The following is a 12,660-nucleotide window of genomic DNA, read 5'->3' as shown; positions in this document are numbered from 1 at the left end:
TGAGGCCACCTCGCCCGACGCCGCGCGCGACCCTTAATGGATCGCCGGATGGTGGATGGCTGAGGCTGGACTTGCAGGCGGGTGCGACGTTACCGCGCATGGCGCCGGTGATTGGGCGAATAAACGCTCGGACACCGGGCTTCATTAGTCGGATGGTTTCCGGCAGCCGCCGATGTAAGCTGGTTTCGAACGATCGATAAAGAGCGCGCCAAGCGCCGTATCTGGAGGGAACAGGGTGGCTTACGGTCTGGAGGTGCGCGGGGTCTCGTTGCGCTTTGGCGGCGTCCGCGCGCTGACCGAAGTGAGCTTCGGCGTCAACGACGGCGAGCTGTTCTCCATCATCGGTCCGAACGGCGCCGGCAAGACCTCGATCGTCAACTGCATCTCCGGCCGCTACAAGCCGACCGAAGGCCAGCTATTCTATCGCGGGAAGGACATCACCGGCCTCAATCCGAATGCGCGGCCCGCGCTCGGCATCGGCCGCACCTTCCAGAATCTCGCGCTGTTCCACCACATGAGCGTGCTCGACAACATCATGGTCGGCCGCCATCACTTGCTAAAGAACAATTTCATCACCGGACCGCTCTACTGGCTGACCGGCGCACGCCGCGAGGAACTGGAGCACCGTCGCAAGGTCGAGGAGATTATCGACTTCCTCGACCTGCAGTCGGTCCGCAAGGCAACCGCCGGTACGCTGCCCTACGGGCTGCGCAAGCGCGTCGAACTGGCACGCGCGATGGCGCTCGAGCCGCAACTGATCCTGCTCGACGAGCCGATGGCCGGCATGAACTTCGAAGAAAAGGAAGACATGGCGCGCTACATCGTCGACCTCAACGAAGAGTTCGGCATGACCGTCATGATGATCGAACACGACATGGGCGTCGTGATGGACATCTCCCACCGCGTCATGGTGCTGGATTTCGGCCGCAAGATCGCCGAGGGCGACCCCGCGGCGGTGCTCGCCGATCCGCACGTCAAGCGCGCCTATCTCGGCGAAGAGGACGAAGTGCTGGTCGATCCCGACGACAAGCCGGCGGTGCGGGAGAGCGCCGCATGATGGATTACGCCGCACGCGCCGCGCAGGCCGACACCTATCCGAAGCTGCTGCGCCTCAACGCCAGGGAGCATGGCAACGAGATCGCGCTGCGCGAAAAATATCTCGGGCTATGGCGTGAGTTCACCTGGAACGACTACCAGACGCGGGTTCATGATTTCGCGCTCGGGATGGTGGAGCTCGGCCTCGGCCACGGTGATGTCATCGGCATCATCGGCGACAACCGGCCGGAGTGGGTCGCCGCCGAGATCGCCAGCCACGCGATCGGTGCGATGAGCCTCGGTCTTTATCGCGACGTACTGGACGAGGAAGCCGCCTACCTCCTGAACTACGGCGAGGCCAAGCTCGTGTTCGCTGAAGACGAGGAACAGGTCGACAAGCTGCTCACGCTGGCCGATCGCGTGCCTCATCTCAAGCACATCGTCTATTCCGATCCGCGCGGCATGCGGAAATATGACGACCCGCGGCTGATCGACGCAAGCAAGCTCGCAGCACAGGGCCGCGACCGCGCCGCGCGCGAGCCCGGCGTGTACGACAGGCTTGTCGACGCGACCCGCGGCGAGGACGTCGCGATCCTCTGCACCACTTCGGGGACAACCGCCAACCCGAAGCTTGCGATGCTCGCGGCCGGACGGGTGCTGCGGCATTGCGCGACCTATCTCGCCTTTGACCCCAAGGGCCCGGACGACGAATACGTCTCGGTGTTGCCGCTGCCCTGGATCATGGAGCAGGTCTACGCGCTCGGCAAAGGGCTGCTCTGCCGGATGAAGGTCAACTTCGTCGAAGAGCCCGACACCATGATGAACGATTTCCGCGAGATCGCGCCGACCTTCGTGCTGTTCGCGCCGCGGGTCTGGGAATCGATCGCCGCCGATGTCCGCGCCGGCGTGATGGACGCCTCCCCGCTCAAGCAGAAGCTCTACGATCTCGGCATGAAGACCGGCCTCGCCGCGCTTGGCCAGGGCAAACACTCGATGTTCGCCGACAAGCTGTTGTTCCGCGCGCTGCGCGACCGGCTGGGCTTCACGCGGCTGCGCTCGGCCGCGACCGGCGGCGCCGCGCTCGGGCCCGATACCTTCAAGTTCTTCCGGGCGATGGGCGTGCCGCTGCGGACGCTCTACGGCCAGACCGAGCTGCTCGGCGCCTACACGCTGCATCCCGAAGGGGCGGTTGACCCTGATACGACCGGCATACCGATGGCAGACGACGTCGAGATCCGGATCGACAACCCTGACGTCAACGGCGTCGGCGAGATCGTGGTCCGCCACCCCAACATGTTCCTCGGCTACTACAAGAATCCTGAAGCGTCGGTGGCCGACATCAGGGATGGCTGGATGCTTTCGGGCGATGCCGGCTACTACAACGACAATCGGCAGCTCGTCGTGATCGACCGCATCAAGGATCTCGCCGAGACCGCGCGCGGCGACCGCTTCTCGCCGCAATATATCGAGAACAAGCTGAAATTCTCGCCTTATGTTGCCGAAGCCGTCGTGCTCGGCGCCGGCCGCGACGCGCTCGCCGCGATGATCTGCATCCGCTACTCGATCATCTCGAAATGGGCGGAGAAGAAACGGATCTCGTTCACGACCTACACCGACCTTTCCTCGCGTCCCGAGGTCTATGCGCTGCTGCGCAAAGAGGTCGAGACCGTCAACGCCACGCTGCCGCCCGCGCAGCGCATCTCACGGTTCCTGCTGCTCTACAAGGAGCTCGACGCCGACGACGGCGAGCTGACCCGCACCCGCAAGGTGCGCCGCGGCGTCATCAATGAAAAATACACCGAGATCATCGACGCGATCTACCGCGGCAAACCCAACATCCCCATCGACACCGTGATCCGCTTCCAGGACGGCACGACGCAGCGGGTGCGGACCACGCTGCAGGTCGTCGATCTTGGCCGTGCGGTCACCGCGGAGGCCGCGGAATGATGGCCCTCACGGCACGCCCAGCCGTTCACCTCGCCCCGCTTGCGGGGAGAGGTCGGATCGCGTCAGCGATCCGGGTGAGGGGGAGCCTCCGCAAGAGCGGTGACGATCGTTTCGAGAACACCCGCCAAATTGCTGGAGACGTCGTTGTTCCAAAACCGCAAGACACGATAGTTGTGCTCGGTGAGCCACTTGTCGCGAACAGCGTCGCGCTGATTATCGGCATGTTGCCCGCCATCCACTTCGACGATGAGACGGCATTCGCGGCAGATGAAGTCCACGGTGTACGGACCAATCGGCTCCCGTCTGACGAACTTGTGGCCATTCAGCCTGCGGGCACGAAGACGGTACCAGAGCGTTCCTTCAGCGTCGGTCGAGGCATTTCGCAAGGTCCTTGCGCGTTCGGTCTTGGACTCATTGGCACCGCGCATGCGGAGACTCCCCCTCACCCGTCTCCCCGCAAGCGGGGCGAGGCGAAAAGCTCAGTGTAGCACATGAACACCGCATTCCTGATCCAGCTCATCGTCAACGGCCTCGTGGTCGGCACGCTCTATGGCGTGGTCGCGATGTCGTTCGTGCTGATCTACAAGGCAACGCAGGTCGTGAATTTCGCGCAGGGCGAATTGCTGCTGGTCGGCGCCTGGGTGTGCTGGGCGCTGCTGACGAAGTACCAGCTGCCGTTCTGGATCGGGATGCCTGTTACGCTGGTGTTCATGTTCGTTTTCGGCATCGCGATCCAGGTGGTGATCCTGCGGCCGATGATCGGCGAACCGATCATCTCGGTGATCATGGTGACGATCGGCCTATCGACGGTGCTGCAGGCGGCGCTGAAGTGGATCTTCGGCGTCAATCCGCAGCCGTTCCCGCGGGTGTTCGAGAGCCAGTCGGTCAGCCTGTTCGGGCTGCAGATCCAGACCGTTTATGTGATGAGCCTCGTGGTGTCGCTGGCCATGATGATCGGCATGGCCTGGTTCTTCCGCGCCTCCAAATACGGCCTTGCGATGCGCGCCACCGCCTTCAACCAACAGGTCGCGCAGTCGCTCGGCATTTCCGTGAAAAGCGTGTTCGCGATGGCCTGGGCGATCTCGGCCACGGTTTCGGCGGTCGCCGGTGTCGTCGTCGCCGTGGTCAACGGCGTGTCATCGGGCCTCTCCGCCTACGGCATCAAGGTGTTTCCGGCCGCGATCCTCGGTGGACTCGACTCGATCGGCGGCGCCGTGCTCGGCGGCGTCATCATCGGCGTACTGGAGAACGTCGCCCAATATGTCGACAGCGAGTATCTGCACTGGGGCAATCTCTACGAGATCGCGCCGTTCTACGTCCTGATCATTATCCTGATGATCAAGCCGTACGGCCTGTTCGGCACCAAGGATATCGAGCGGATCTGATCGATGGCAACGAGCACCCTTATCCCGTCCGGCGACTTCCGCACCACCTATGCGGCGGATACCACGATCTTTCCGACATCGACCAGCCGCAATTTCGCAATTGCCGGCATCATCATCGCCTGCTTCGCGCCGATGGTGCTGTCGAACTACATGCTCAGCGTCTCGATCCAGATCGGCATCTTCGCGATCGCAGCGCTCGGCCTCAACATCCTGGTCGGCTTCACCGGGCAGATCTCGATCGGCCACGCCGCGTTCTTCCTGCTCGGCGCCTTCACTTCGGCCTACATCTCCAACAACGCCCCGATCCCGGTGTTCTTCGCGATCCCGCTAGCCGGCGTCGTCACCGCGCTGGTCGGCCTGATCTTCGGCGTGCCGGCGGCAAGGCTGAAGGGGCTTTATCTCGTCATCGCGACGCTCGCCGCGCAGTACATCCTGCTCGATTTCTTCTCGCGCGCCGAATGGTTTACGGGCGGCTCGGTACCGGCCAGCGCCAACCCGTTCTCGATCTTCGGCTACACTTTCCGCGGTGATAAGCAATACTTCTACGTGGTGCTGGCCTATGTGGTGGTCTGCTATCTCCTGGTCACCAATTTAATGCGTACGCGCGACGGCCGCGCGCTGGTCGCGATCCGCGACCATTATCTCTCCGCCGAGATCATGGGCATCAACCTGACCAAGTACCGCACATTGTCGTTCGGGCTTGCCGCCTTCTTTGCCGGCATCGCCGGCGCCCTCTACGCACACTACCAGCTCATCGTCTCCCAGGAAGGTTTTGGCATCGAGCGCTCGGTGCTGTTCCTCGCGATGGTGATCATCGGCGGGACCGGCTCGGTGATGGGCACGCTGATGGGCACGGCGTTCGTGGTGCTGCTGCCGGAATCGATGGAGTGGCTGAGCGCCGGGCTCAAAGGCAGCGCCGTCGACAAGGCACTGCAGCTCAACAACAACATCACCTTTCTGCGCGAAATCGCGATCGGCCTGATCATCATCGGCTTCCTGATGTTCGAACCGGACGGGCTCGCGCATCGCTGGCGGCAGATCAAGACGTACTGGAAGCTCTACCCATTCTCGTATTGAGAGCGGAGCGAGACGTAATTCACAAGAACAGTTCAACGAATAGCAGGAGGAAACCAAAATGACGATTAGATCCCTTTTGAGTTCAGTCTCACTGGCGCTGCTGATCGGCAGCGCAGCCGCCACCGCGCAGGCGCAGATCGCGATCGGCCATCTGGAAGACCTCTCCGGCGGCACGTCCGACGTCGGCACCCCCTACGGCCAGGGTGTCGCGGACACCTTCGCCTGGGTCAACAAGAACGGCGGCGTCGGCGGCAAGCAGCTCAACGTCGACAGCAACGATTACGGCTACCAGGTGCCGCGTGCGATCGCACTGTACAAGAAGTGGTCGGCGCCCGACAGCAAGGTCGCGGCGATCATGGGCTGGGGCACCGCGGATACCGAGGCGCTGACCGGCTTCCTCGCCCAGGACAAGATCCCCGACATCTCCGGTTCCTATGCCGCCGCGCTGACCGATCCGGAAGGCACCAGCGGCAAGGCCAAGCCCGCGCCGTACAATTTCTTCTACGGCCCGAGCTACTCGGACGCGCTGCGCGCCGAGCTGACCTGGGCGGCGGAGGACTGGAAGTCCAAGGGTAAGTCCGGCAAGCCGAAATTCGTCCATATGGGCGCCAATCATCCCTACCCGAACGCGCCGAAGGCCGCCGGCGAGGCGCTCGCCACCGAGCTCGGATTCGAGGTGCTGCCGCCGCTAGTGTTCGCGCTTTCTCCGGGGGACTACTCGGCGCAGTGCCTCAGCCTGAAGAGTTCGGGCGCCAACTACGCCTATCTCGGCAACACCGCCGCCTCCAACATCTCGGTCATGAAGGCCTGCAAGACCGCCGGCGTCGATATCCAGTTCCTCAGCAACGTCTGGGGGATGGATGAGAACGCCGCCAAGACCGCGGGCGATGCCGCCGATGGCGTGATCTTCCCGCTGCGCACGGCGGTCGGCTGGGGCGGCGATGCGACCGGCATGAAGACCGTGATGGAAATCTCCAAGATGTCGGACCCGACGGGCAAGGTCTATCGTCCGGTGCACTACATCGCCGGCATCTGCAGCGCGCTCTACATGAAGGAGGCGCTCGACTGGGCCGCCAAGAACGGCGGCGCGACCGGCGAGAACGTCGCCAAGGGCTTCTACCAGAAGAAGGACTGGGTGCCGGCCGGCATGGACGGTGTCTGCAATCCCTCGACCTGGACCGAGAAGGATCATCGCCCAACGATGAAGGTCGATCTCTATCGCTCCAAGATCTCGGGCGCGACCGATGGCGACATCAACGACCTGATGGCCAAGGGCACGATCAAGCTCAAAAAGGTGAAGACCGTCGAACTGCCGCGCAAGCCGGAATGGTTTGGGTGGTAAGGCCGTGAGGCTGCTTTGAGCGCAGCCTCAACATAAATCGTCATCCCCCGCGAAGGCGGGGGACCCAGTACGCCGCGACCTCTCGATTGATCGCTGGCGCCTCTGGAATACTGGGTCACCCGGTGGAGCCTGTCATCGGGCGGCGCGGAGCGCCGACCCGGTGGCGGGTGACGACAGTGGAGATTGATACGGACCATGACCCAGACCCTCGAAGCCACGCGCCCGACGCCGACCGCGGTCCCGCCGCCGGCGCTGCTCAGCGTCAACAACATCGAGGTCGTCTATGACGACGTCATCCTGGTGCTGCGCGGCCTCAGCCTCGAAGTGCCGAAGGGCGCCATCGTGGCGTTGCTCGGCGCCAATGGCGCCGGCAAGTCGACGACGCTGAAGGCGATCTCCGGCCTGCTCAAGACCGAGGACGGCGAGGTCACCCGCGGCGAAATCCTGTTCGAGGGCCAGCGCATCAACGGCATCGATCCCGACAAGATCGTCCGCCGCGGCATCTTCCAGGTGATGGAAGGCCGCCGCATCGTCTCCGACATGACGTCGCTGGAGAATCTGCGGCTCGGCGCCTTTACCCGCCGCGACAACGAGGTCGGCAGCGACATCGACATGGTCTTCAAATATTTCCCGCGCCTGAAGGAGCGCACCGGTCTCGCCGGCTATCTCTCCGGCGGTGAGCAGCAGATGCTCGCGATCGGCCGCGCACTGATGGCGCGCCCGAAGATGATCCTGATGGACGAGCCGTCGATGGGCCTGTCGCCCCTGCTGGTCAAGGAAGTGTTCGCGATCATCAAGGAGATCAACCGCGATCTCGGCGTGACGATCCTGCTGGTCGAACAGAATGCGCGCGCCGCGCTCTCGGTCGCGAGCCACGGCTACATCATGGAACAGGGCAAGGTGGTGCTGGACGGCTCCGCCGACGAGCTGCGCGACAACGAGGACGTCAAGGAATTCTATCTCGGCGGCGCCGGCGACCAGCGCAAGAGTTTCAAGAACCTGAAGAGCTTCAAACGGCGCAAGCGCTGGCTCTGAAGCGTCATGACGTTTTCGGGCGAAGTGGAGACCGGTTCGCGTGCAGCAAACGTATCACAACACCAAGGCGGCTTCAGCCGAGCACCTGCTCCGCTTCCGTGACCGCGCACAGAACATGATAGAACGAGGACGCAGGGATCGAGGCGACCAGCGAATTGCCGTCGCGGTCGAACTGGTCGTACCAGCCGCCGGTCACGGGATGGCTGAGATAATGCCGCTCCATGCGCAGCAGCGCCGCGCGCGCCTCGTCCGCGGCGCCGCTTTCGCCCGCCTCAGCCTGCGCGATCCAGGCCTTTGCGATCTCGGTCTGCGGCCACAGCCGCCGCGAGTGGCGCCGGATGTTGCCTTCGGCGTCGCCCTCGTCGATCAGACAGCCGGTGGCCTCGTCACGATAGCGCAGCGCCGACGCCAGCAGTTCGCCGCGCTGTCGTCCGGTCGGGCATCCCGTGATGCGTTCAAACCCCTTCAGCAGCCAGACCCATTCCGCCTGGTGGCCGGGCTCGACGCTGACCGGCGGGATCTTCGACCAGTCCTCCTCGAAATATTCGCCGAGCACGCCCGTCTGCTTGTCGAAGAGATTGGCCAGGAACAGCGCGAAGAACTCTCCGGCGCGGTTCTGGAACGACAAATCGTGGGTGGCGTCGAAGCAGGCGATCATCGCCTCGAACAGATGCATCTGCGGGTTCTGCCGGCGCGGCATCGAGGGCGGCAGCCCTTCCTGGAAGCCGCCATGCGGCGAGCGCAGCCGCGTGTCGAGGAACGACAGCAACGCGTCGATCTCGGCGCGAATCTGGGCGTCGTGGTCGAGCCCATGGACGGTCGCCAGCGCCAGCAGCACGAAGGCATGGTCGTAGGTGTCGCGAAGCGGGTCGAGCAAGCCGCCTTCGGGCGTCAGCTGATGGACATAGCCCGGCCGGCCATCCGGCGCTTTCGCCTTTGCAAGCAGGTACTCCAGCCCCTTCAGCGCGATCTCGCGGCCTTCGGGATACCAGCCCATCTGCGCCGCCCTGGCATAGCAGTAGATCTGGCGCGCCTGCACTCGAACCCGGCGCGGCGCGGCGTGATCGGCACTCCCGTCCTGATGCAGCCGTTCGATGAACCCGCCGGCCGAGCCGTCCCAGCCGACGGTGGACCACAGCGGCAGCGCGTGATCGATCATGCGGCGCTTCAATCTTGCGACGACGTCGGCGGCTTCGTCCGCCGCGCCGTTGTGTGGTTCCGCCATTGTGTTCCCTGGACCCGTTCCGACACCGGTAGTCGCCGTCTGATAGCACGCGCAGGGCGGCGCGCAACCCGCGCAAATCTTCCCAAGGACCCGCCATGACCGAGCATTACGACGCCCTTGAAACGCGCGATGCAGCCGAGCGCGAGGCCGCGCTGTTTGCCCGGTTGCCGGAGGTGCTGCGCAAGGCCATGGCAGCGCCGGCCTATGCCGAGCGGCTGGAGGGCATCGATCCTGCTTTGGTCACCAGCCGGGCCGCGCTGGCCCGCCTGCCGGTGCTGCACAAGTCGGAGCTGCCCGCCCTGCACAAGGCCGCTCCGCCGTTTGGCGGTTTCGTGACCGACCGGCCCGGTTCGTTCGCCCGCCTGTTCACCTCGCCGGGGCCGATCTTCGAGCCCGAGGGCCGCGAGGCCGATCCCTGGCGCGGCGCGCGGGCCCTGTTTGCCGCGGGCTTTCGCCCCGGCCACGTGGTGCTGAACACCTTCAGCTATCACCTCACCCCCGGAGGCTTCATCTTCGACGCCTCCGCGCGGGCGCTCGGCTGCGCGGTGATACCGGCCGGCCCCGGCAATACCGAGCAACAATTCGAGCTGATCGAGGCATACCGCCCGATCGGCTATAGCGGCACGCCGGATTTCCTGAAGATCCTGCTCGACACCGCGGCAAATGCCGGGCGCGACGCTTCCTCGATCAGGCGCGCGCTGGTGTCAGGTGCCGCATTCCCCAAATCTCTGCAGGAGGAAATGAAGTCGCGCGGCGTCGAGGCCTATCAGGCCTTCGGCACCGCCGATCTCGGCATGATCGCGTTCGAGACTGCCGCGCGCGAGGGCATGACGGTCAACGAGGACCTGATCCTCGAGATCGTCAAACCCGGCACCGGCGATCCGGTGGCAGCAGGCGATGTCGGCGAGATCGTCGTGACCTCGCTCGACCCGCATCATCCGTGGATCCGCCTCGCGCTCGGCGACCTTACCGCGGCGCTGCCGGGCAAGAGCCCGTGCGGCCGCACCAACATGCGCATCAAGGGCTGGATGGGCCGTGCCGACCAAACCACCAAGGTCAAAGGCATGTTCGTCCATCCCGAACAGATCGCCGAGATCGGCAAACGCCATCCCGAACTCGGGCGGCTGCGCCTCGTCGTCACGCGCGCCGGCGAGACCGATGTGATGACGTTGAAGGCCGAGGCGGCGTCCGCCAGCGAACCGCTCCGCGACACCGTCGCCGCCAGCCTGCGCGCGGTGACCAAGCTCGGCGGCAATGTCGAGCTGGTTGGCGCAGGCGCGCTGCCGAACGACGGCAAGGTGATCGCGGACGAGCGATGACCGCCATCGCTCACACGAGGTTGTCTCACCTCTGCGCTATTCGTCTTGATCCGTGGGAATGCGGCAGAGTAGCGTCCGCGCGTCTCGGGCGCGGTGGGCATGAACGCAGAAAAACGAATACCAGAACTCGACGGACTGCGCGGCTGCGCGATCATTTTGGTCACGGTTTGGCACTCGGTGATGCTGATCGACCCAGCAAAGGGAGCGATCAGCTATTTGATCTGGAGGTTTTCGATCTTCGGTCAGAGCGGCGTTGACCTGTTCTTCGTCCTGTCGGGATTCCTGATCGTCGGAATTCTCAGCGATCACAAGGAGAGCAAGAGCTACTTTTCGACGTTCTATGCCCGTCGAGCGCTCCGTATCCTGCCGCCCTACCTCATCCTGGTCTGCGGATTCTATCTGCTCACAAGGCTCCTTGGCACACACTACTACCTTGGCTCACGAGTGCCGGTATGGGCCTTGTTGACGTTCATTCAGAACTGGTTCTTCGTGTCGACCCAGGGAACCGAACCGGCGGCCATCACCGGCACGTGGTCGCTGGCCATCGAAGAGCAGTTCTATCTGGTCATCCCGGCGCTCGTTTGGTGCGTCCCGCGTCGATATCTCCTGTCCATTCTGCTGGCCATCTGCCTGGCTTCCGCCTGTGCGCGCGCCGTCTATTTCTGGTCCGTGCCACCGATCTATATGGACCTTATGTCATGACGCCGTTGCGGCTCGACGGTCTTGCCATCGGAGGAGCGATCGCCATTGCCTACAGGAATGACGCAATCCGGGCCCGGATTTTCGCACATATCAAAACCATCCGATCGGCGTGCTTGCTGTTGGTGTCGATCGCGCCCTTCTTTGCGTGGTCGCTTCGATCTGCATCCGCCCACCAGGTGCTTTACTATGTCGGCCATCTCTATCTGGCTTTGATGTACGGCCTTATTCTCATCCTGGCGACATGCCCTGGAGATAACGGAATCAAATCCGTTCTGCGCTCCAATGTCCTGAGGTTTTTCGGACTGATCAGTTATTCGCTCTATTTGTTTCACACCCCCGCCAAGGGCCTTGTGTTTTACGCGTTCTATGGCGCCGCCGAGCGATTGCAGACGGCATCCGACGCGCTGCTCATGGCTGTCTCGGCAGCCGTGACCATCGTCTTTTGCCTGGGACTTTACCGGTTTGTCGAACGACCGGCCCAGCTTCTTGGCAAGCAATTTAGCTACAGGTCAAATGCGGAAGATTCCAATTCAATTATGATGCAGGGACGCTAAGGTGGGATGATCTCAACTATAATCTGTACGGCGATGGGATCAGACGCTCTCGTCGGCAAGATGGCGCCAGATATTGCTGTATCCTCGTCCGCATTCGCGATTGAACATAGCTCCCAGGGTATTAGCGCCTGTCTTCATCGGGCACGATAAGCAGACTGCCCGCGTGTCATCTCTCCGCGGGTCAGAAGGGCGATGCTCCGCAAGCCGCGGCCTTGATCGGGTGATTACAAGCCGAGGTGGTTATGGCCGATACAGCCTATGATGCGGATCATCTGCGACAAGCGATCGCAGCCAAGGGGCAGCGCCTGCCGTGATTCCCAACAATCCATCACGTGCACTCAAATATCCGCTCGACAAGCATCTCTACGCTCAGCGCCACCTCGTCGAATGCTGCTTCTCAAAGCTCAAGCAATTCCGCCGCGTCGCTACCCGCCTCGAAAAGATAGCCCGTAACTACCTGGCCGTCATCACTCTCGCTGCAATCGTCTTATGGATGCGATAAGTGTCCACACCACCTACTGACCGCAGTTCAGCGTCAACAAGGCGGTCTGGATTTTTGCTAACGTTGCCGGCTCCGTACAGGTGACTACGAGCGCCGCAAGGAATATGAAAAAAGAAATTGGCTCCAAGTAGCGCCGCCAGGTCGTGAACATGGACAACAGGAACGCGAAAGTCCCTATCCAAAGGGCTTTCCAGTAACCGCCGGTAAAGATGGCGACCGAAACGGCCGTCATCATTGCGACGATAACCGCCTTCGGAATTATCCGGAGAACCCGCAACCCAAGATCGAAACGTGCACTAAAAGTCGCGTAGTCCATGACCCGTCCCCGGTAGTCGAAGCATCGGCTAAGAAATCGTAACTTGCATAAAATTGAGAACCCAACAGCGCTACCCGTGTCAACGGCCTAAATAGGTTATTCTGAACATGATCGGACGAGGCGTGGCCCCTCGCCCATGCATCATCGAAGGCGGTGGTGGCTAGCCGTTTCCGTCATTCGCAATAGCCATTTCGGTTCCACTTGCATTTTCTGCATCCACT

General features: G+C 62.9%; 12 protein-coding genes and 1 pseudogene. 10 read left to right on the top strand and 3 right to left on the bottom strand.

Annotated features, from left to right (window positions below; genetic code table 11):
- Window positions 1-235: 235 nt before the first annotated feature.
- The gene (locus ACP2YO_RS16305) at window positions 236-1,057 is read left to right on the top strand and encodes an ABC transporter ATP-binding protein (RefSeq protein WP_426441728.1); all 822 of its coding nucleotides are present in this window, start codon (window positions 236-238) and stop codon (window positions 1,055-1,057) included.
- Window positions 1,054-2,982, top strand: coding sequence for a long-chain fatty acid--CoA ligase (locus ACP2YO_RS16300; RefSeq protein WP_426441727.1), 1,929 nt, complete (start codon window positions 1,054-1,056; stop codon window positions 2,980-2,982). Before ACP2YO_RS16305 ends, ACP2YO_RS16300 begins: the two co-directional genes overlap by 4 nt.
- A 62-nt stretch (window positions 2,983-3,044) precedes the next feature.
- Here ACP2YO_RS16300 and ACP2YO_RS16295 read toward each other — a convergent pair whose 3' ends face one another.
- Entirely contained in the window at window positions 3,045-3,410 is a 366-nt protein-coding gene (locus tag ACP2YO_RS16295) for an endonuclease domain-containing protein (protein ID WP_426441726.1), read from the bottom strand.
- A 63-nt stretch (window positions 3,411-3,473) separates the two neighbouring features.
- On the opposite strand from ACP2YO_RS16295, the gene ACP2YO_RS16290 reads away from it, so the two are divergent.
- The 4 genes from ACP2YO_RS16290 (at window position 3,474) to ACP2YO_RS16275 (ending at window position 7,821) form a co-directional block, all read left to right on the top strand.
- Entirely contained in the window at window positions 3,474-4,367 is an 894-nt protein-coding gene (locus ACP2YO_RS16290; RefSeq protein WP_426441725.1) for a branched-chain amino acid ABC transporter permease, read from the top strand.
- Between the two features lie 3 nt (window positions 4,368-4,370).
- A complete protein-coding gene (locus ACP2YO_RS16285; RefSeq protein WP_426441724.1) occupies window positions 4,371-5,444 on the top strand; it encodes a branched-chain amino acid ABC transporter permease in 1,074 nt (357 codons plus the stop codon).
- A 58-nt stretch (window positions 5,445-5,502) separates the two neighbouring features.
- Window positions 5,503-6,786: an ABC transporter substrate-binding protein gene (locus ACP2YO_RS16280; protein WP_426441723.1), complete on the top strand. Its 1,284-nt coding sequence runs from the start codon at window positions 5,503-5,505 to the stop codon at window positions 6,784-6,786.
- A 195-nt stretch (window positions 6,787-6,981) separates the two neighbouring features.
- The gene (locus ACP2YO_RS16275) at window positions 6,982-7,821 is read left to right on the top strand and encodes an ABC transporter ATP-binding protein (protein WP_426441722.1); all 840 of its coding nucleotides are present in this window, start codon (window positions 6,982-6,984) and stop codon (window positions 7,819-7,821) included.
- Between the two features lie 73 nt (window positions 7,822-7,894).
- Here the strand turns inward: ACP2YO_RS16275 and ACP2YO_RS16270 are convergent, their stop codons facing one another.
- Complete coding sequence (locus tag ACP2YO_RS16270; RefSeq protein WP_426441721.1) at window positions 7,895-9,046, bottom strand: AGE family epimerase/isomerase; 1,152 nt, start codon at window positions 9,044-9,046, stop codon at window positions 7,895-7,897.
- A 95-nt stretch (window positions 9,047-9,141) separates the two neighbouring features.
- On the opposite strand from ACP2YO_RS16270, the gene ACP2YO_RS16265 reads away from it, so the two are divergent.
- The 4 genes and pseudogenes from ACP2YO_RS16265 to ACP2YO_RS16250 form a co-directional block, all read left to right on the top strand.
- On the top strand, window positions 9,142-10,365 hold the full coding sequence (locus ACP2YO_RS16265; protein WP_426441720.1) for a phenylacetate--CoA ligase family protein: 1,224 nt from the start codon (window positions 9,142-9,144) through the stop codon (window positions 10,363-10,365).
- Between the two features lie 99 nt (window positions 10,366-10,464).
- Window positions 10,465-11,067, top strand: a complete 603-nt coding sequence (locus tag ACP2YO_RS16260; protein ID WP_426443216.1) for an acyltransferase family protein — start codon at window positions 10,465-10,467, stop codon at window positions 11,065-11,067.
- Window positions 11,064-11,621, top strand: coding sequence for an acyltransferase family protein (locus ACP2YO_RS16255; RefSeq protein WP_426441719.1), 558 nt, complete (start codon window positions 11,064-11,066; stop codon window positions 11,619-11,621). Before ACP2YO_RS16260 ends, ACP2YO_RS16255 begins: the two co-directional genes overlap by 4 nt.
- A 170-nt stretch (window positions 11,622-11,791) precedes the next feature.
- A pseudogene (locus ACP2YO_RS16250) lies at window positions 11,792-12,123 on the top strand (transposase); the annotation flags it as partial.
- A gap of 13 nt (window positions 12,124-12,136) precedes the next feature.
- Here ACP2YO_RS16250 and ACP2YO_RS16245 read toward each other — a convergent pair.
- On the bottom strand, window positions 12,137-12,439 hold the full coding sequence (locus ACP2YO_RS16245; protein WP_426441718.1) for a hypothetical protein: 303 nt from the start codon (window positions 12,437-12,439) through the stop codon (window positions 12,137-12,139).
- Window positions 12,440-12,660 lie beyond the last annotated feature (221 nt).

Source organism: Bradyrhizobium genosp. P (assembly GCF_049949265.1).
GTDB lineage: Bacteria > Pseudomonadota > Alphaproteobacteria > Rhizobiales > Xanthobacteraceae > Bradyrhizobium.
Note: the sequence above shows the minus strand (reverse complement) of the source record. Positions and strands in the feature narration are given on the sequence as shown.

Excerpts from the sequence above, each read along its gene's own strand:
- ACP2YO_RS16300 (WP_426441727.1), top strand. The coding sequence starts at position 1,054 with ATGATGGATTACGCCGCACGCGCCGCGCAGGCCGACACCTATCCGAAG.
- ACP2YO_RS16295 (WP_426441726.1), bottom strand. The coding sequence starts at position 3,410 with ATGCGCGGTGCCAATGAGTCCAAGACCGAACGCGCAAGGACCTTGCGA.
- ACP2YO_RS16290 (WP_426441725.1), top strand. The coding sequence starts at position 3,474 with ATGAACACCGCATTCCTGATCCAGCTCATCGTCAACGGCCTCGTGGTC.
- ACP2YO_RS16285 (WP_426441724.1), top strand. The coding sequence starts at position 4,371 with ATGGCAACGAGCACCCTTATCCCGTCCGGCGACTTCCGCACCACCTAT.
- ACP2YO_RS16280 (WP_426441723.1), top strand. The coding sequence starts at position 5,503 with ATGACGATTAGATCCCTTTTGAGTTCAGTCTCACTGGCGCTGCTGATC.
- ACP2YO_RS16275 (WP_426441722.1), top strand. The coding sequence starts at position 6,982 with ATGACCCAGACCCTCGAAGCCACGCGCCCGACGCCGACCGCGGTCCCG.
- ACP2YO_RS16270 (WP_426441721.1), bottom strand. The coding sequence starts at position 9,046 with ATGGCGGAACCACACAACGGCGCGGCGGACGAAGCCGCCGACGTCGTC.
- ACP2YO_RS16265 (WP_426441720.1), top strand. The coding sequence starts at position 9,142 with ATGACCGAGCATTACGACGCCCTTGAAACGCGCGATGCAGCCGAGCGC.
- ACP2YO_RS16260 (WP_426443216.1), top strand. The coding sequence starts at position 10,465 with ATGAACGCAGAAAAACGAATACCAGAACTCGACGGACTGCGCGGCTGC.
- ACP2YO_RS16255 (WP_426441719.1), top strand. The coding sequence starts at position 11,064 with ATGACGCCGTTGCGGCTCGACGGTCTTGCCATCGGAGGAGCGATCGCC.
- ACP2YO_RS16245 (WP_426441718.1), bottom strand. The coding sequence starts at position 12,439 with ATGGACTACGCGACTTTTAGTGCACGTTTCGATCTTGGGTTGCGGGTT.